Origin of the sequence: Streptomyces sp. Root1304, from assembly GCF_001426405.1 — a bacterium.
In the GTDB taxonomy this organism is placed as follows: Bacteria; Actinomycetota; Actinomycetes; order Streptomycetales; family Streptomycetaceae; genus Streptomyces.
Genome location: NZ_LMEP01000012.1, coordinates 364,962 through 382,534, shown reverse-complemented (window position 1 = coordinate 382,534; position 17,573 = coordinate 364,962). Strand labels below are relative to the sequence as shown.

The 17,573-nt window shown below is 73.5% G+C and carries 15 protein-coding genes; 7 read left to right on the top strand and 8 right to left on the bottom strand.

Annotation, left to right across the window (positions count from 1 at the left end):
* Positions 1–3 precede the first annotated feature (3 nt).
* The 4 genes from alc to ASD33_RS14590 are packed head-to-tail and all read right to left on the bottom strand — an operon-like array spanning position 4 to position 4,075.
* Positions 4–1,128 carry an allantoicase gene (gene alc, locus ASD33_RS14605; RefSeq protein ID WP_056558835.1) on the bottom strand — a complete coding sequence of 375 codons (1,125 nt, stop codon included), beginning with the start codon at positions 1,126–1,128 and terminating at the stop codon, positions 4–6.
* 58 nt (positions 1,129–1,186) lie between these two features.
* Complete coding sequence (locus tag ASD33_RS14600) at positions 1,187–2,113, bottom strand: LysR family transcriptional regulator (protein ID WP_056558832.1); 927 nt, start codon at positions 2,111–2,113, stop codon at positions 1,187–1,189.
* 25 nt (positions 2,114–2,138) lie between these two features.
* Positions 2,139–3,116 carry an EamA family transporter gene (locus ASD33_RS14595; protein WP_079044779.1) on the bottom strand — a complete coding sequence of 326 codons (978 nt, stop codon included), beginning with the start codon at positions 3,114–3,116 and terminating at the stop codon, positions 2,139–2,141.
* 5 nt (positions 3,117–3,121) lie between these two features.
* Positions 3,122–4,075, bottom strand: a complete 954-nt coding sequence (locus ASD33_RS14590) for an EamA family transporter (protein WP_056558829.1) — start codon at positions 4,073–4,075, stop codon at positions 3,122–3,124.
* Between the two features lie 142 nt (positions 4,076–4,217).
* Between ASD33_RS14590 and ASD33_RS14585 the strand changes: the two genes are divergently transcribed.
* Complete coding sequence (locus tag ASD33_RS14585; protein WP_056558826.1) at positions 4,218–4,730, top strand: MarR family transcriptional regulator; 513 nt, start codon at positions 4,218–4,220, stop codon at positions 4,728–4,730.
* Positions 4,731–4,865: 135 nt separating this feature from the next.
* Here the strand turns inward: ASD33_RS14585 and ASD33_RS14580 are convergent, their stop codons facing one another.
* Genes ASD33_RS14580 through ASD33_RS14570 form a run of 3 tightly spaced genes read right to left on the bottom strand, consistent with a single transcriptional unit; the run spans position 4,866 to position 7,424 of the window.
* Positions 4,866–5,093, bottom strand: coding sequence for a hypothetical protein (locus ASD33_RS14580; RefSeq protein ID WP_056558822.1), 228 nt, complete (start codon positions 5,091–5,093; stop codon positions 4,866–4,868).
* Positions 5,094–5,113: 20 nt separating this feature from the next.
* Complete coding sequence (gene malQ / locus ASD33_RS14575; protein WP_056558819.1) at positions 5,114–7,222, bottom strand: 4-alpha-glucanotransferase; 2,109 nt, start codon at positions 7,220–7,222, stop codon at positions 5,114–5,116.
* 1 nt (position 7,223) lies between these two features.
* Positions 7,224–7,424 carry a hypothetical protein gene (locus ASD33_RS14570; RefSeq protein ID WP_056558816.1) on the bottom strand — a complete coding sequence of 67 codons (201 nt, stop codon included), beginning with the start codon at positions 7,422–7,424 and terminating at the stop codon, positions 7,224–7,226.
* A 235-nt stretch (positions 7,425–7,659) separates the two neighbouring features.
* Between ASD33_RS14570 and ASD33_RS14565 the strand changes: the two genes are divergently transcribed.
* The gene (locus tag ASD33_RS14565; protein WP_079044778.1) at positions 7,660–10,857 is read left to right on the top strand and encodes a beta-N-acetylglucosaminidase domain-containing protein; all 3,198 of its coding nucleotides are present in this window, start codon (positions 7,660–7,662) and stop codon (positions 10,855–10,857) included.
* A gap of 99 nt (positions 10,858–10,956) precedes the next feature.
* Here ASD33_RS14565 and ASD33_RS14560 read toward each other — a convergent pair whose 3' ends face one another.
* Positions 10,957–11,520: an HNH endonuclease gene (locus ASD33_RS14560; RefSeq protein ID WP_056558814.1), complete on the bottom strand. Its 564-nt coding sequence runs from the start codon at positions 11,518–11,520 to the stop codon at positions 10,957–10,959.
* Between the two features lie 238 nt (positions 11,521–11,758).
* On the opposite strand from ASD33_RS14560, the gene ASD33_RS14555 reads away from it, so the two are divergent.
* From ASD33_RS14555 to ASD33_RS14535, 5 genes are all read left to right on the top strand, one after another.
* Positions 11,759–12,838 (top strand): mechanosensitive ion channel family protein, encoded by a 1,080-nt coding sequence (locus ASD33_RS14555; RefSeq protein WP_079044777.1) that lies wholly within the window; start codon positions 11,759–11,761, stop codon positions 12,836–12,838.
* A gap of 200 nt (positions 12,839–13,038) precedes the next feature.
* Positions 13,039–14,253 carry an ROK family transcriptional regulator gene (locus ASD33_RS14550; protein WP_056558807.1) on the top strand — a complete coding sequence of 405 codons (1,215 nt, stop codon included), beginning with the start codon at positions 13,039–13,041 and terminating at the stop codon, positions 14,251–14,253.
* 52 nt (positions 14,254–14,305) lie between these two features.
* On the top strand, positions 14,306–15,649 hold the full coding sequence (locus ASD33_RS14545; RefSeq protein ID WP_056558804.1) for an ABC transporter substrate-binding protein: 1,344 nt from the start codon (positions 14,306–14,308) through the stop codon (positions 15,647–15,649).
* A gap of 16 nt (positions 15,650–15,665) precedes the next feature.
* Complete coding sequence (locus tag ASD33_RS14540) at positions 15,666–16,667, top strand: sugar ABC transporter permease (RefSeq protein ID WP_056558801.1); 1,002 nt, start codon at positions 15,666–15,668, stop codon at positions 16,665–16,667.
* 3 nt (positions 16,668–16,670) lie between these two features.
* Positions 16,671–17,570 carry a carbohydrate ABC transporter permease gene (locus tag ASD33_RS14535; RefSeq protein ID WP_056558798.1) on the top strand — a complete coding sequence of 300 codons (900 nt, stop codon included), beginning with the start codon at positions 16,671–16,673 and terminating at the stop codon, positions 17,568–17,570.
* Positions 17,571–17,573: the final 3 nt, after the last annotated feature.

Sequence of the window (17,573 nt, the reverse complement as noted above, 5' to 3'; positions counted from 1 at the left end):
GTGTCAGCCGCCCAGGCGGGCGAACCGGGCGCGGAGATCGGCCGCGCCCTGCTCCGTCAGCGCGCCGTGCAGCCGCATCCGGGCCACGCCGCCGTCGGGGAAGGCGTCGAGGCGGACGTGGGTGACGACGGCCTGCGCGGGCAGCTTGAAGCGGTGCAGGGTGTCGGGCTGGAGCTTGGTCCGGGGGATGATCTCGAACCACTCGCCCGACTCGCCGTTGCGGCCCTGGAGGGCGATCCAGCCGGCCGAGTTGCCCTTGAGGTAGGCGGTGTCGATCTCGACGGCGCGGACGGCGCCCTGCGCGGCGAGCCGGAAGCGCACCCAGTCGTTGGTGCCGCGCACCCGGCGGCGGCGGTTCTCCCAGCCGTCGTCCATCTTGCGGGAGGTGCCGGGCAGGATGATCTGGGTCGGCGAGGAGTAGAACTTGTCCGAGGCGTCCTCGTACGAACCGCCGTTGAGCACGGAGATCAGGTCGAGGGTGCCGAGCAGCTCCAGCCACTCGGGGTCGGGCACGACCTCGCCGTGGACGCGGAGGCGGGCGATGCCGCCGTCGGGGTGCTGGCAGACCCGGACGTGGGTCCAGCGGCGCTCGGCGTCGATGGTGAAGCCGTTGGCGGCGTGGCCGCGGACGGGGGTCGGCGGGACCAGCTCCTCCCACTTCGCGTCGAGCAGCTCGGCGGGGCTGGGCGACCCCTCGACGGCGGTCGCCTGGATGCTGACCCGCTGCGGGTAGTTGCCCCGGAAGTGGGCGGTGTCGACGACGATCCCGCGGATCACACCGGGGGCGCCGAGCCGGACGATCGCCCAGTCGTGGTCCTCGGGGGCCGGGAAGACGTTCCCGGCGTCCGCGCCGCGGCGGCGGCGGGTCTCCCAGCCGTCCATGATCTTGCCCTTGTGGCCGAAGTGCTCCGGGTCGAAGACGGCGCGCTCGCGGACGAGGAGGTTCTCGCGCTCGGCGAAGAACTCGTCGTTGGCGGCGACGACCCCGGCACCGAGGCGGCGGTCGGCGAGGTCGACCAGCTCGGTGAAGGGGAAGTCACCGGTGCGGTAGTCGGCGTACGGGTCGCCTCCGGAGTAGGGGGCGGCGTCGTTGGCGTGCGGGTCCTGGTTCACGTCGAGGCTGCTCATGGAACGAGCTTCCTCCGGCCGGGCACCCCGGTCCATCGAATGTTTTCGACGATACTGTTCAGCCCTGCTGAACGGTCTCCCGGGCCGCCGCCGCCTGGCGCAGCGCCGCGAGGACCCGCGCCACCGCCGGGCCCTCCTCCGCCCCGCGCCGTACCGCCGCGACCACATGGCGGCGCGGCTGGTCGGCGGAGAGCACCCGCATCACGACTCCGGTGCCGCCCCGGCGCTCCGCGGTGGCCATCCGGGGCACCAGGGCGATCCCCATCCCGGCCTCGACCATGGCGAGGATCGCGGTCCAGCCGGAGGCGCTGTGGGCCTGCTCGGGGACGAATCCGGCGGCCTCGCAGGCGGCGGTGGTGATCTCCGACCAGGGCCCCGAGCCGCCGAAGATCCAGGGCTCGGCGGCGAGGTCGGCGAGCCGGAGTCCCGGCGCGTCGGCGTGCGGGTGCCCGGCGGGCAGGGCCACGTCGAGCGGGTCGGCGAGCAGCGGCACCCGGCTGAACTTGGGGTCGCGCGCGGAGGGCGCGTGCGCGGCGAGCGAGAGCGCCAGATCGACCTCGCCGGCCGAGAGCAGCTCGTACGCCTCCCCCGCCTCGGCCTCCCTGATCCGCACGTCGAGCCCGGGGTGCGCGGTGCGGAGCTGCCGTACGGCGGGGACGACGAGCGCGGTGACGGAGGTCGAGAAGGCCGCCACCCGCACCTGGCCCGCCTCGCCCCGCAGATAGCCGTCGAGTTCGGCGTCGGCGCGCTCCAGCTGGGCGAACACCACCTCGGCGTGGCGCAGCACCAGATGGGCGGCGTCGGTGAGCCGGACGCGCCGGCCCTGGGCCTCCAGGAGCCGCACCCCGAGCTGCTTGGCGAGGTTGGTGAGCTGCTGCGAGACGGCCGAGGGGGTCATGAGCAGGGCCTCCGCGGTCGCGGTGACGGTGCCGCGGTCACGGAGGGTGCGGAGGATCTGGAGCTTCTTGATGTCCCACTCGGTCATGGGGCGCAACATATCCGGCCCCCGCTCACCTGGCCGAGCTCAGCGCCACGCCGCCGAGGATGAGGACCATGCTCGCGCCGCCGAGGAGGCCGAGCCGTTCACCGAGGAGGGCGTACGAGAGGAGGGCGACGCAGACGGGCTGGAGGTAGTAGACGATGCCGGCGCGGGCGGCGCCGATCAGGGTGACGGCCTTGTTCCAGGCGAAGAAGGCGACGGCGGAGGAGAGCACGCCGACGTACACGAGGGGGCCGACGGTCCCGGTGGTGGGCTCGAAGCCGCCCTGGACGGCGAGGCTGATCCCGTACGCCGGGAGGAGCATGAGCGCGCCGAGGGCGAAGGTGGTGAAGAGGAAGGCGAGGCCTCCGAGTTCGGCGGGGCGGCGCTTGAGGAGGGCGCTGTAGGAGGCGAAGCAGACGGCCGCGGCCAGCACCCAGAGGTCGCCGGTGGCGAGGTCGGGGGCGAGCGAGCCCTTGCTGACGAGGAGCAGGACGCCGGCGCAGGCGATGAGCATGCCGGTGGTGCGGCGCGGGCCGAGGCGGTTGCCGCCGAGGCGGGCGAAGACGGCCATGAGGACCGGGGAGGCGGCCATGATCATGCCCATGTTGCCGGCCGAGGTGGCGGTCCCCGCCTGGTTGACGAGGGTGTTGTAGACGGTGATGCCGAGCAGCGCGGCGAGGGTGAGGAAGCGCAGGTGGCGGCGGATCAGATGGCGCTGCCGCCAGGTCTCGCGGGCGGCGAGCGGGGCGACGGCGACGAGCGCGACGATCCAGCGCCAGAACGCGGCCTGGACCGGGGGGACGGTGTCGTGGAGGGCGCGGGCGACGACGAAGCTGCCGGACCAGACGACGGTGGCGAGCAGGGCGAGGAGCACGCCGAGGCCGGCGCCCTTGACGGGTGCCGGCCTCTCGGTGGCTGCGGTGGTGGTGTCGGTCGTGTCGGTCGTGTCGGTCGTGTCGGTCTTGTCGGGGGCGGTGGTCGGGTGGCGGGCGGTGATCAGCTTCATGCCGCCTACCGTCGCACCCCCGAAACATCCAGGTCCATCGAAACTTCCTGACCATTCTTTTCAGTTTCGCTGAACGATGCGACGGGCGCCGCCGGAGCCTTGGCGGTACGGGGGCTCAGCTGGCCCGCCAGCGTCGCGCCGAAGGCGATCGTCATGCCGAGCACCTGCACCGGGCCGAGGGCCTGGCCGAGCGCCACCCAGCCGATGACGGCCGCGGTGATCGGCGAGAGCGGGCCGAGGAGGGTGGCCGAGGAGGCGCTCAGCCGCTCGATGCCGCGGAACCAGAGGAAGTACGAGATCGCGGTGTTGCCGAAGGCGAGGTAGGCGTAGCCGGCCAGGTTGGTGCCGGTCAGGGCCGGCGGGGCGCCCTCGATCAGGAAGGCGATCGGCAGGATGACCAGGCCGCCCGCGGTGAGCTGCCAGCCGGTGAGCGCGAGGGCGCCGACGCCCTCGGGACGGCCCCAGCGCTTGGTGAAGACGATGCCGGCGGACATCGAGAGGGAGGAGAGCAGTCCGGCGAACACGCCGACCAGATCGAAGGCGGCCCCGGCCTTGAGGACGACGAGACTGACGCCGAAGGCGGCGGCGACGGCGGTGAGCAGGGTCTTCACCGTGGGCTTCTCGCCGAGGAAGAGGGCGGCGAGGCCGACGACGAAGAGCGGGCCGACGGAGCCGACGACCGCGGCGACTCCGCCGGGGAGCCGGTAGGCGGCGAGGAAGAGCAGCGGGAAGAAGGCGCCGATGTTGAGCGCGCCGAGGACGGCCGACTTCCACCACCAGGCCCCCTGCGGGAGCTTGCGGGTGAGGGCGAGCAGCAGGAGTCCGGCGGGAAGGGCGCGCATCAGACCGGTGAAGAGCGGCCGGTCGGGCGGCAGGAACTCCGTGGTGACGAAGTAGGTGGAGCCCCAGGAGATCGGGGCCAGGGCGGTCAGTGCGACGACGGCTGCCTTGCGGGACATGACGGGTTCCCCCCTGATGCGATGCGGCGCCGGCCCCCCGAGGGGCGCCGGACTGGCTTGGCGGCAATTAACTTACCACTAAGCTACTTACTTGCAAGTGGCTTTCTTGCCATCGAGTCACGCCGAAGAGGAGACTGCCCGCATGGAGACGAAGAACCCCGGACCCGCCCATGACGCCGTCGACGCCATCGCCGACCAGTGGGCGGCCGTGCGCCCCGACCTGGACACCGTGCCGATGGCCGTCTTCGGGCGGATCTACCGGCTGGCCAACGGCATGCGCGGCAAGGTGGACAAGGCGTACGCGCCGTACGGCATGGCGCTCGGGGAGTTCGACGTGCTCGCGACCCTGCGCAGGTCGGGCGAGCCGTACACGCTCTCACCGCGCCAGCTGACCGCCACGCTGATGATCACGACCGGCGGGATGACGGGCCGGCTGGACAAGCTGGAGAAGGCCGGGCTGCTCACCCGCAGCCCCGACCCGAACGACCGGCGGGGCCTGCGGGTCACGCTCAGCGAGCGCGGCCGGGAACTGGTGGACCGGGCCGTCGAGGCCGGTCTCGCGGAGCAGCGCGCCGCCCTGGAGGCCGCGCTCACCGAGGAGGAGGCGGCGCAGCTGACCGGGCTGCTGCGGAAACTGCTCGCCACGACGGTGTGAGACGCGCCGGGGTGAGGTGCGCCTCACGACGGTGCGAGGCGCGCCGGGCCCGCGCGAAGGGGCTTCACGCACGCGAGGGCGCCGCGCGGTACCTCGTACCGTGCGGCGCCCTCGGCGGAGAGAAGGAGGCGGCCGTCAGGCCTTCTTGGACTTGTCGAGCACCATCACCAGGCCGGCGATCACCAGGAACAGCACCAGCGGTGCGGCCACGAACAGACCGAGGGTCTCGATGACCTCCAGCTTGGGAGCCGGGTCGTCGCCGTCGTCGCGGGTGAGAGCGAGCGCGGGGGACGACATGAGCAGCATCATCAGCGTCGTACCGGCCGCGAGCGAGCCGGCGCGCAGTGCGTTCTTCTTGTCCACGGTGCAAACGTAGCGAACACCTAATCGGCCCGCGCGCCCGGGGGTGCCGTACGGGCGTCCGGGGCCTCCGTCCCGGCCCTCAGCTCGCGCAGCAGCGCGTGCGCGCGGGGCGAGGCGGCGAGCCGCTCCAGGGTGAGCGGCTGCCCGTCCGGGCCCGCCAGCGGCAGCCGCCAGTTGGGGTACTCGTCCCAGGTGCCCGGCAGGTTCTGCGGTCGGCGGTCCCCCACCGCGTCCGGCAGCCACACCCCCACCATGCGGGCCGGGGTGCCGAGCAGGAACCGGTGGACGGCCCTGATCTCCGCCTCGTCGTCCCCGGGGCCGCCCGGCCCCTCGGGAAGGAGTCCGAGCCGCTCGAACAGGCCGAGCCACTCGGCGGTCTCGGCCGCGTCCGCCGCCCGCTCCCGCGCCAGGTCGCCGGAGAGCAGCCCGAGCCGGTGCCGCAGGGCGACGTGGTCGCCGGAGAGCCGGGCGGCCGTCGGGGGCAGGTCGTGGGTGGTGGCGGTGGCCACGCACGCGGCCCGCCAGGCGTCCTGCGGGAGCGGCCGTCCGGTGCCCTCCCAGTCCCGCTCGAACCAGAGCACGGAGGTGCCGAACACCCCGCGCCCGGCCAGCTCCTCGCGCACCCCCGGCTCGACCGTGCCGAGGTCCTCGCCGATGACCAGGGCCCCGGCGCGGTGCGCCTCCAGGACGAGGACGGCGAGCATCGCCTCGGCGTCGTACCGGACGTAGGTGCCCTCGGTGGGCTCGCGGCCCTCCGGCACCCACCAGAGCCGGAACAGCCCCATCACGTGGTCGATGCGCAGCGCGCCCGCGTGGCGCAGGAGTTCGCGCAGGAGGCCGCGGTACGGGGCATAGCCGGCGGCGGCGAGGGCGTCGGGGCGCCAGGGCGGCAGGCCCCAGTCCTGGCCGCGGGCGTTGAACGCGTCGGGCGGGGCGCCGACCGACATGCCGGACGCGAAGGCGGCCTGCCCGGCCCAGACGTCGGAGCCCTCCGGGTGGACGCCGACGGCCAGGTCGTGGACGATCCCGACCGCCATCCCGGCCTCGCGGGCGGCCGCGGCGGCGTCGGCGAGCTGCCGGTCCGTCAGCCAGGCGAGCCTGCAGTGGAAGTCGACCCGGGCGGCCAGGGCGGGGTCGTCGCGGACCGCGGCCTCGGCCGTGCGCGGGTCGCGCAGGGGCTCGGGCCAGTCGCGCCAGTGGTGGCCGTGCCGCTCGGCGAGGGCCTGGTAGGTGGCGTGGTCCTCCAGGGCGCGGCCCCGGTCGGCCAGGAAGTCGTGGAAGTCGGCGCGCCGCCCCGGCCCCGGCTCCACGCTCCCGAGGACGAGTTCCAGGGCGCGGAGCTTGACCTCCCACACGGCGTCCCGGTCGATGGACGCGCCCTTGCCGAGGACCCGTTCGCGCAGGTCGGCGGCGTCGGCGAGGATGCCGTCGAGCTCCTCGCGGCGCTCGGGGCCGACCAGGGCGTACTCGGGGATCTCCTCGATCCGCAGGTGCACGGGGTCGGGGAAGCGGCGGGAGGAGGGGCGGTACGGGGAGGGGTCGCTCGGCGCCCCGGGCACGCCCGCGTGGAGCGGGTTGACCTGGACGAAACCGGCCCCGTGGGCGCGGCCGGCCCAGGTGACGAGCTCGCGCAGGTCGCCGAGGTCGCCCATGCCCCAGGAGCGGGTGGAGAGCAGCGAGTAGAGCTGGACGAGGAGTCCGTACGAGCGCCGCCCGGGGGCGGGTACGCGCGCGGGGCTCACGATCAGGGTGGCGGTGGCGGTGCGCCCGTCGGGGGCCTGCGCGTCGGCCGTGTGGACGCCGAGGGGCAGCCGCTCCCAGTCCTCGCCGGTGACGACGTCGCCGTCCTCGGTGGTGACGCGGAGCCGGGTGCCGGGCGGCAGGCCCTCGGGCGGGCGGACGGGCCCCTCGCCGTGCCGCCTGACCAGGGTCGGGGGCAACAGCCGCTCCCGGTCGGCCCGTTCCACCGCGTCGAGGGCGGCGGCGGCCGCCTCGGGGGTGGCCGCGTCCACGCCGAGGGCGCCGAGGACGGCCACCACGGTCGTGTCCGGCACGGGCACGGTGACGCCCTCGGAGGGGCTGTACGCGGTGGCGACGCCGTGACGGGCGGCGAGACGGGCCAGGGTCACTTCACACTCCGGGGGACTCCGTGCCGACCGCGCTGCCGGGGGCGGTGGCTTCGCTGGTGAGGGGGGCCGCCACGGTGAGCGGCGGTTCGCTGGTCAGGGGCTCGGCGTCGGGCAGCGGCGGTTCGCTGGTCAGCGGTTCGCCGCCGGGGGCCGGCTGCTGCGGAATCCGTATCCGTCCGAGGTGCTGGGCGGTCGTGGTCACGGGGGTCTCCCGGTTCGTCTCGACAGGTGGGACCTGGGTCACGAAGGAGGCCTACCCACCGCACCTCGTTTTACCGGCGGAAAGTGGCGAAGTGACGTCACCTCGCCGACGGCTCGCCGGGCAAAGCCGACACATCGGCCACTCTCATTGACACCTCCGTGCGACGGGTGGTGGGCTCGTGACCTACTCGTGACCAACCGGCGGAGCGGCCGGCCCCCGGCCGAAGGGAGACCCCGTGCACCTCGGGCGCAGGAAGCGCACCGCGACGGCCGTGGCCGCCGCCGTCATCGGCGGCCTCCTCGGCGGCGCGGCGGCGGGCTCGGCGCAGGCGTTCCCGGAGGCCCCGGCGGCGCTCGGGGCCCCGCGCGCGCCGCTCGCGCCGCCGGTCCCCGTGACGCCTCCCGTCCCGACGGCTCCCTCCGCAGGGGCGCGGACCGCCACCGTCGGCCTTCCCGCCGTCTGGCCCCGTCCGCAGTCCCTGACCGCCGCCGGGGCCTCCGTACGCCTCGGGGACGAGGTGACGCTGCTCGCGGACGAGGACGCCGATCCCTACGCCCTCGCCGCCCTGCGCGGGCTGCTGCGGTCCGCCGGGGTGCGGACGGTCCACGAGGGGCTCCCGGGCCGGGGGCCGGTCCTCCGGGTCGCGGGGCCCGACGGCTCGGCCGCCGAGGAGGCGCTGGGCGCCCTGCGGGTGCCCGACCGGCTCGATCTGCCGCGCGGCGGCTACCGGCTCGCCACGGGCCGCTTCCAGGGCCGGGACACGGTCGTCCTGGACGGGGTCGGCGGGGACGGCCTGTTCCACGCGGTGCAGACGCTGCGTCAGCTCCTCGGCGACGGCCGCGAGGTGCCCGGGGTCGTGGTCCGCGACTGGCCGGGCACGGCCGAGCGCGGGATCACCGAGGGCTTCTACGGCAGCCCGTGGACGGCGGAGCAGCGGCTCGCCCAGATCGACTTCCTGGGCCGGACCAAGCAGAACCGCTATCTGTACGCGCCCGGCGACGACCCGTACCGGGGAGCGCAGTGGCGCGAGCCCTACCCGGCCGCCCAGCAGGCCGGGTTCCGGGCGCTCGCGGAGCGGGCCCGCGCCAACCACGTCACGCTCGGCTGGGCCGTCTCGCCCGCCCAGTCCATGTGCCTGTCCTCGGACTCCGACGTGACGGCGCTGACCCGGAAGCTCGACGCGATGTGGGCGCTCGGCGTGCGCTCCTTCCAGCTCCAGTTCCAGGACGCCTCCTACGACGAGTGGCACTGCGACCGGGACGCCGACACCTTCGGGCGCGGCCCGGAGGCCGCGGCCGCCGCCCACGCGCGCGTGGCGAACACCGTGGCCCGCCGGTTCGCCGAACGGCACCCGGACGCCGAGCCGCTGACGGTGATGCCGACGGAGTACTACCAGGACGGCGCGACCGCGTACCGGACGAAGCTCGCGGAGGCGCTCGACGCGGACGTGCGGGTGGCGTGGACCGGTGTCGGGGTCGTCCCGCGCACGATCACCGGCGGCGAGCTGGCCGGGGCGCGCGGCGCCCTGCGCCACCCGCTGGTCACCATGGACAACTACCCGGTCAACGACTACGCCCAGGACCGGCTGTTCCTCGGCCCCGCCACCGGCCGGGACCCGGCGGTGGCCGCCGGGTCCGCCGCCTATCTGGCCCACGCCATGGAGCAGCCGGCGGTCTCCCGCGTGCCGCTCTTCACGGCCGCCGACTACGCCTGGAACCCGCGCGGCTACCGGCCCCGGGAGTCCTGGCGGGCGGCCGTCGACGACCTCGCGGGGCCCGGGCCCGCCGCCCGTGAGGCGCTGCGGGCGCTCGCCGGGAACGGTGCCTCCTCGGTCCTCGACCCGGCGGGCGAATCGGCGTATCTGAAGCCGCTCCTGGCGAACTTCTGGGCTTCCCGCGCGAGCACCGGCGCCGGGGCGGACGCGCGGCGGGAGAAGGCGGCGCGGGAGCTGCGGGCCGCGTTCACCGTGATGCGCGGGGCCCCCGAGCGGCTCGCGGACACCGCGGGCGGCGCCCTCGACGAGGAGACCGGCCCCTGGCTCGACCAGCTCTCCCGGTACGGCCTCGCGGGCGAGACGGCGGTCGACATGCTGCTCGCCCAGACGCGCGGCGACGGCGCGGCGGCCTGGGCGGCGCAGCTGCGGCTCGAACCGCTGCGGAAGGAACTCGCGGCGAGCCGGGTGACGGTGGGCGCGGGGGTGCTGGACCCGTTCCTCACGCGCGCGGTGGACCGGGCCGCGGCCTGGACCGGCGCCGACCGGACGGCGGCGGCCCGGGCCGACCGCACGGCCGGCTCGTACACCGTGCGGCTCGACCGGGCGCGGTCCGTGGAGGCACTGACGGTGATGGCCGATCCGGCCGATCCGGGCGCGGGCGGCGGGAGCGGCCACGCGCGCGTGGAGGCGTTCGTGCCGAGTGAGGGCTGGCGGGCGCTGGGCCCGCTGTCGGCGTCCGGGTGGACCCAGTCCGAGCCGAAGGGGCTGCGGGCCGACGCGCTGCGGGTCGTGTGGGACGCCGAGGGGCCCGCGCCCGAGGTGCGCGCGCTGGTGCCCTGGTTCGCGGACGGGCCGCGCGCGGGGGTCGACCTGGCGCGCGCGGAGACCGACGCGGAGATCGGCGGCCCGGCCCGGCGGGTGGACGTGGAACTGTCGGGGCGGCGCGCGGGCGAGGTGCGCGGGCCGCTGACGGCGAGGGCCCCGAAGGGCGTCACGGTACGGCTGCCGAAGGAGGCCGTGGTGGAGCGGGGCGCGCGGACGACCGTCCCGCTGGAGGTCTCGGTGGCGCCGGACGTGCCGGTGGGGGCGTACCGGGTGCCGGTGTCCTTCGCGGGCGAGGAGCGGGTGCTGACCGTGCGGGCCTTCCCCCGTACCGCCGGTCCCGATCTGGCGCGGGCGGCGACGGCCTCCTCCTCGGGCGACGAGACGGCGGACTTCCCGGCCTCCTCGGCGGTGGACGGCGATCCTGCCACCCGCTGGTCCTCCCCCGCGGAGGACGGCGCCTGGTGGCAACTGGAGCTGCCCGAGCCGGCCCGGATAGGGCAGGTGGTGCTGCACTGGCAGGACGCGTACGCCTCCCGCTACCGGGTCCAGGTCTCGGCCGACGGGCGCGTGTGGCGCACGGCGGCGACGGTCGCGGAGGGCAGGGGCGGCCGGGAGGCGGTCCGGATGGACGCGGCGGACACCCGTTTCCTGCGGGTGCAGGGGGAGTCGCGGGCGACCCGGTTCGGCTACTCGCTCTGGTCGGTGGAGACGTACGCGGTGGCCGCGCCGAAGCCGCCCGCGGGCGAGGGCCGGGCCGCCCGGTCCGCCGGGAAGGGGCCGGTGGACCCGCCGGAGGAGACTCCGGACACCGCGCCGGACACGACGAAGGACACGGCGAAGGACGCCGCGTCGGCGGGGTCGGCGGGCACGCCGGACGAGCGGCCCACCCCCTGAGGGGTGCGCCGCCCGACGCCGTACCGCCCCCGCGTCCCCGAAGCCGTACCGCCCCGCCGAGCGGAGCCGTACCGCCCCCGCGTACGCGAAAGGCCCGGCTCAACCCGTCGTCAGCGCCCTCACGGGGGCGTCGGCGACGGAGTCGATCCGGGCCATCACGTCCTCGGCTCCGTACGGCTGGAGGTACGGAAGCCAGCGGGGGTCCCGGTGTCCGGTCCCGATGATCCGCCAGGCCAGGCCGGTGGGCGGGGCCGGTTGGTGGCGCAGCCGCCAGCCGATCTCGCGCAGGTGCCGGTCGGCCTTGACGTGGTTGCAGCGGCGGCAGGCCGCCACCACGTTCTCCCAGGCGTGGGTGCCCCCGCGGCTGCGCGGGATGACGTGGTCGACGCTGGTCGCGACCGCCCCGCAGTAGGCGCAGCGCCCGCCGTCGCGCGCGAAGAGCGCTCGGCGGGTCAAGGGAACGGGCCCCCGGTAGGGGACCCGCACGAAGCGCTTCAGTCGCACCACGCTGGGCGCGGGGACGACTTGGGTCTCGCTGTGCAGGAAGGCGCCGGATTCCTCGAGGCAGAGAGCCTTGTTCTCCAGGACGAGGACGAGTGCGCGGCGGAGCGGTACGACGCCGAGCGGCTCGTACGACGCGTTGAGGACCAGGACGTGCGGCACGGATGCCTCCTATGACGCCGGCGGCGCGTGGCTCGCGCCGGGACGAACTGCTCTCAGTCTCCCCTCATGCCTGGTCGGAACGCCACCACGTACCGGGATCGGGGTGACGGGCCCGGCGTGTTCTCGACCACATCGGCATGTCTCCCTTCTGTCTGCCCGGGTGAGGTCGGTCTCTCCCTCGAACACGGCTACGGGACCATGTCCGACGCCCCGTTACTGTGGATGGCCTGCGTACGCGATGCCTGGAGGTCTTCCCGTGTCCTGGTCCGCCCTTGCGGCTGCCACCGATCCCGAACCCATTCCGGTGACCCTGGACGAGGCGGCGGAGAAGGCCACGAACGCCGCCAGCTGGGTCGAGGAGAACTGGTCCACCTGGCTGAACACCGGGCTGCGCATCCTGCTGATCCTGGTCGTCGCGCTGCTCCTGCGGATGGCCGTCCGCCGCGCCCTGACGAAGCTGATCGAGCGGATGAACCGCTCGGCGCAGGCGGTGGAGGGGACCGCCCTGGGCGGTCTCCTGGTCAACACCGAGCGGCGGCGGCAGCGCTCGGAGGCGATCGGCTCGGTGCTGCGCTCGGTGGCGTCGTTCCTGATCCTGGGCACGGCGGGGCTGATGATCCTGGGCGCCTTCAAGATCGACCTGGCGCCGCTGCTCGCCTCGGCCGGTGTGGCCGGTGTGGCGATCGGTTTCGGCGCGCGGAACCTGGTGACGGACTTCCTGTCGGGCGTCTTCATGATCCTGGAGGACCAGTACGGCGTCGGTGACTCGGTCGACGCGGGCGTGGCGTCCGGCGAGGTCGTGGAGGTGGGCCTGCGGGTGACGAAGCTGCGGGGCGTGGACGGCGAGATCTGGTACGTGCGCAACGGCGAGATCAAGCGGATAGGGAACCTCAGCCAGGGCTGGGCGACGGCGGGCGTCGACGTGACGGTCCGGCCGACGGAGGACCTGGACAAGGTGCGGGCGGTGATCACCGAGGCGGCGGAGTCCATGGCCAAGGAGGAGCCGTGGAACGAGCGACTCTGGGGTCCGGTGGAGGTGCTGGGTCTGAACGAGGTGCTGCTCGACTCGATGACCGTCCGGGTCTCGGCGAAGACGATGCCGGGGAAGGCGCTCGGTGTGGAGCGCGAGCTGCGCTGGCGCATCAAGCGGGGCCTGGACGAGGCCGGCATCCGGATCGTGGGCGGGCTTCCCGCGCAGGCGGAGGAGCCGGCGGCGGACCCGACGGCGGGCATGGCGGCCCCCTCGGCCTTCGCGTCGGCGACCTCGCCCCAGTCGACGGCGGCGACCCCGCTGCCGAGGCCGGACCTCTCCAAGTAGCGGGGCCTCGCGGCGGATCGCGGAAGTCCGCGACGGGCCGCGGGGGATCCCGGCACATCGACGCCCTCGTGGGTAACACTTCGGTTGCCTTCGGGGGCGTTTGTCGTACCCGGGTATTGACGACCCCGTGACGCCCGCCTTACCTTCCTCCCAACCCAATAGGAAACTTTCCTAACAGTACGAAGGCAGGTGCGACCCCCATGGCCGGTACGGCCCCCGGAACCCCCGGCACGCCGCGCGTGCTGCGCGCCATGAACGACCGCGCCGCCCTGGACCTCCTCCTGGAGCACGGCCCGCTCTCCCGGACCCGGATCGGCAAGCTCACCGGCCTGTCCAAGCCGACCGCCTCCCAGCTGCTCGCCCGCCTCGAAGCGGCCGGGCTCGTCGTCGCCACCGGCACCACCGAGGGCCGGCCCGGACCGAACGCCCAGCTCTACGCGGTCAACGCGCGGGCCGCGTACGCCGCCGGACTCGACGTCAGCCAGTCCCGCATCCACGCCGCCGTCGCCGACGTCACGGGCGCGATCGTCGGCGAGTTCGAGCTGCGGACCCCGGGCCGCGCCGCCTCCGGCGTCGTCCGCCAGGTCACCGACGCCCTCGACGGGGCCGTCAAGGCGGCCGGGATCACCCGCGAGGACGTGCGGCGCCTGGTCATCGGCACCCCCGGCGCCTTCGACCCGGCCACCGGACGCCTGCGGTACGCCGCCCACCTGCCCGGCTGGCACTCCCCCACCCTCCTGGAGGAGCTGGCCGCCGCCCTGCCCATGCCGTTCGAGTACGAGAACGACGTCAACCTCGTCGCCGTCGCCGAACAGCGCCTGGGCGCCGCCCGGGGCCACTCCGACTTCGCGCTGCTCTGGAACGAGGAGGGCATGGGCGCCGCCCTCGTCCTCGGCGGGCGGCTGCACCGCGGCTTCACCGGCGGCGCCGGCGAGGTCGGCTTCCTGCCGGTGCCCGGCACCCCGCTCGTCCGGCAGGTCACCAAGGCCAACTCCGGCGGCTACCAGGAACTCGCGGGCGTCCAGGCGGTCCCCCGGATCGCCCGCGCCCTCGGCATCGACACCCCCGAGCAGCCGTACGTGCCGGTCGCCTGCGGACTGCTCGCGCACGCGGCGGAGACGCACGGCGAGGACCCCCGCTACGCCGAACTGCTCGACCGGTACGCCGAGCGCGTCGCCACCGGGCTCGCCTCCCTCGTCGCGGTCCTCGACCCCGAACTCATCGTGCTCTCCGGTGACGTCCTCGTCGCCGGCGGCGAGGCCCTGCGCTCCCGCGTGCAGGCCGAACTCGCCGACCTCGCCGCCTCCCGGCCCCGGCTCGTCCTCACCTCCGTCCCCGTGCGTCCCGTCCTGCGCGGCGCCCTCGAAAGCGCCCTCGCCACCACGCGCGACGAGGTCTTCGACACCTCGCGCTGACCCACCGCCCTCCCCCGCCCCCATAGCCCCTCCGCCACAGGGAGACACCGTCATGCCCGTACGTCCGCGCAAAGCAGCCGCAGCGCTCGCCGCCACCGCCTCGATAGCCCTCTTCGCCACCGCCTGTACGGGCTCCGCGAGCAACGCGACCCCCGACGACCCCAGCGCCCAGACCACCATCACCTTCTGGCACGGCTGGTCGACGCCCAGCGAGGTCAAGGCGATCCAGAACAACGTGGACCGCTTCATGAAGGCCCACCCGAACATCAAGGTGAAGGTCGTCGGCGACATCAACGACGACAAGCTCGGCCAGGCGCTGCGCGCGGGCGGCTCCAACGGACCGGACGTCGTCTCCTCCTTCACGACCTCCAACGTCGGCAAGTTCTGCGCCTCGGGCGCCCTCGCGGACCTCAAGCCCTTCATCGAGAAGGACAAGCTGGACCTGGACAAGATCTTCCCGAAGGTCCTCCAGTCGTACACGCAGTTCGAGGGCAAGCGCTGCTCCCTGCCGCTGCTCTCCGACGCGTACGGCCTCTACTACAACAAGGACGCGTTCAAGGCGGCCGGGCTCGACCCCGAGGCCCCGCCGAAGACCTGGTCCCAGTTCGCCCAGGTCGCCAAGGCGCTCACCAAGTCCAAGGGCGACTCCTACGAGCAGCTCGGCTTCATGCCGACCTACCTCGGCTACGAGACCGTCGTCGAGCACTACATGTCCCAGTGGGACCACAAGTACTTCGACGCGGACGGCAAGTCGAACGTCGCCAAGGACCCGGCGTTCGCCGAGATGATGACGTACCAGAAGTCCCTGGTCGACGGCCTCGGCGGCTTCGCGAAGCTCGACAAGTACCGCACCACCTTCGGTGACGAGTGGGGCGTCAAGCACCCCTTCCAGACCGGCCAGGTCGCCATGCAGCTCGACGGCGAGTGGCGGCTGAACTTCATCAAGGAGGCCAAGGTCCCCTTCGAGGTCGGCGTCGCGCCGCTGCCGGTCGCCGACGACGAGCTGGCCGAGTACGGCAAGGGCTACCTCTCGGGCACGATCATGGGCATCGCCCCGCAGAGCAAGAAGCAGAACGCCGCCTGGGAACTGGTCAAGTACATGACCACGAACACCGACGCCGTGGTGGGCTTCGCCAACGAGATCGGCAACGTCCCCTCCACCCTGGACGCGCTGAAGTCCCCGGACCTGAAGTTCGACAAGCGCTTCAAGACCTTCCTGGACATCGCCCGGCACCCCGAGTCCACCACCCCGGACGGCGCCGTGAACGGCCCCTCCTACCAGGAGACCCTGTCCCGCCTCGCCCAGCAGTACGAGAAGGGGCAGGTCACCGACCTGAAGAAGGGCCTCGCGGACGCCGCGGCCCAGATCGACCGCGACATCGCCGCGGCGAAGTGACGGCCGGCACCCACCCATGAGCACGGACACCCTGTCCCCGAAGGAGGCGGCCGCCGCCCCGGCCGCCGCCTCCCCGCGGGGGACGAACACGCTGCGGGCCAAGCGCCGCCGCAGCGCGCTCGTCGCCCTGGCCTTCATGTCGCCCTGGCTGATCGGCTTCGGCGTTTTCTTCGCCTACCCCCTGATCTCCACCCTGTACTTCTCGTTCATGCGGTACGACGGCCTCAACCCGCCGACCTGGCGGGGCCTGGAGAACTGGACGTACGTCCTCACGGAGTTCCCGAAGTTCTGGCCGGCCCTGCAGAACACCCTCTGGCTCGGCGTCGTCATGGTCACCTGCCGGGTGGTCTTCGGCCTCGGCATCGGCATGCTGATCACCAAGATCAAGACCGGCGCCGGCGTCTTCCGCACCCTCTTCTACCTGCCCTACCTGGCCCCGCCGGTGGCCGCCACGCTGGCCTTCGTCTTCCTGCTCAACCCCGGCACCGGACCGGTCAACTCGCTCCTGGAGGCGGTCGGCATCCCCGCCCCCTCCTGGTTCAACGACGCGGCCTGGGCCAAGCCGGCCCTCACCGTCCTCGCCGTCTGGGGCGTCGGCGACCTCATGGTCATCTTCATGGCCGCGCTGCTCGACGTACCGAGGGAGCAGTACGAGGCCGCCGAACTCGACGGCGCGTCCCCGTGGCAGCGGTTCCGCTACGTCACCCTGCCGAACATCTCGCCGATCGTGCTCTTCGCGGTCGTCACCGGGATCATCGGCGCGATGCAGTACTACACGCAGCCGATCGTGGCCGCCAAGGTCGCCTCGGGCGTGATCGGCGGCTCCGGCGTCACCTTCTCGCCCGGCTATCCGGACGACTCCACGCTGACCCTGCCGCAGCTCGTCTACAGCCTCGGCTTCAGCCAGTTCAACTACGGCGCCGCCTGTGTCGTGGCCCTGGTGCTCTTCGCCTTCTCCATGGCCTTCACCGCGCTGCTCATGCGCCGGCGCGGCGGCCTGATCGGCTCGGGTGACTGACTCATGACGACCGCAACCGCCCGCGCCGCCCGCCCCGCCCCGAGCGGCCCCGTGAGCCCCGCCGAGAAGCGGGCCCGCCGCAGGTCGCTGCTGCACTGGATCGCCGTGCACTCGCTCGGCATCGCCGCGGCCCTGTTCTTCGTCCTCCCCTTCGTCTTCGTCCTCCTCACCTCCCTGATGAGCGACCAGCAGGCGCTCACCCGGGACCTGACGCCGAACTCCTGGCACTGGGAGAACTACGTCAAGGTGTTCCGGACCGAGGGCTTCCTCGTCTGGTGGAGGAACTCGCTGCTCTACGCGGGACTCGGCACCGTCCTCGTCGTGGTGTCCTCGGTCCCCGTGGCGTACGCCCTCGCCAAGCTCCGCTTCCGCGGCCGGCACCTGTCCATGCTGCTGGTCATCTCGATGATGATGCTGCCGCCGCAGGTCGTCATCATCCCGATGTACCTGTTCTGGGCCAAGCAGATGGACCTCTCCGGCACCCTCTGGCCGCTGATCATCCCGATGGCCTTCGGCGACGCCTTCGCCATCTTCCTGCTGCGCCAGTTCCTGCTGACCATCCCCAACGAGTACGTCGAGGCCGCGAAGATCGACGGCTGCGGCGAGTTCCGCACCCTGATCAGGATCGTGCTGCCGATGGCGAAGCCCGGCATCGCCGCCGTCGCCCTCTTCCAGTTCTTCTACTGCTGGAACGACTACTTCGGCCCGCAGATCTACGCCTCCGAGAACCCCGGCGCCTGGACCCTGAGCTACGGCCTGGAGTCCTTCAAGGGCGCGCACCACACCGACTGGAATCTGACCATGGCCGCGACCGTCCTGGTCATGGCCCCTGTGATCCTCGTCTTCTTCTTCGCCCAGAAGGCGTTCGTCGAGGGAGTCACACTGACCGGAGTGAAGGGCTGAATC

Bases quoted from the DNA above. Each gene is read 5' to 3' on its own strand.
- ASD33_RS14535 (WP_056558798.1), top strand. From the start codon at position 16,671: ATGACGACCGCAACCGCCCGCGCCGCCCGCCCCGCCCCGAGCGGCCCC.
- ASD33_RS14585 (WP_056558826.1), top strand. From the start codon at position 4,218: ATGGAGACGAAGAACCCCGGACCCGCCCATGACGCCGTCGACGCCATC.
- ASD33_RS14600 (WP_056558832.1), bottom strand. From the start codon at position 2,113: ATGACCGAGTGGGACATCAAGAAGCTCCAGATCCTCCGCACCCTCCGT.
- ASD33_RS14595 (WP_079044779.1), bottom strand. From the start codon at position 3,116: ATGAAGCTGATCACCGCCCGCCACCCGACCACCGCCCCCGACAAGACC.
- ASD33_RS14590 (WP_056558829.1), bottom strand. From the start codon at position 4,075: ATGTCCCGCAAGGCAGCCGTCGTCGCACTGACCGCCCTGGCCCCGATC.
- ASD33_RS14550 (WP_056558807.1), top strand. From the start codon at position 13,039: ATGGCCGGTACGGCCCCCGGAACCCCCGGCACGCCGCGCGTGCTGCGC.
- ASD33_RS14545 (WP_056558804.1), top strand. From the start codon at position 14,306: ATGCCCGTACGTCCGCGCAAAGCAGCCGCAGCGCTCGCCGCCACCGCC.
- alc (WP_056558835.1), bottom strand. From the start codon at position 1,128: ATGAGCAGCCTCGACGTGAACCAGGACCCGCACGCCAACGACGCCGCC.
- ASD33_RS14555 (WP_079044777.1), top strand. From the start codon at position 11,759: ATGCCTGGAGGTCTTCCCGTGTCCTGGTCCGCCCTTGCGGCTGCCACC.
- ASD33_RS14540 (WP_056558801.1), top strand. From the start codon at position 15,666: ATGAGCACGGACACCCTGTCCCCGAAGGAGGCGGCCGCCGCCCCGGCC.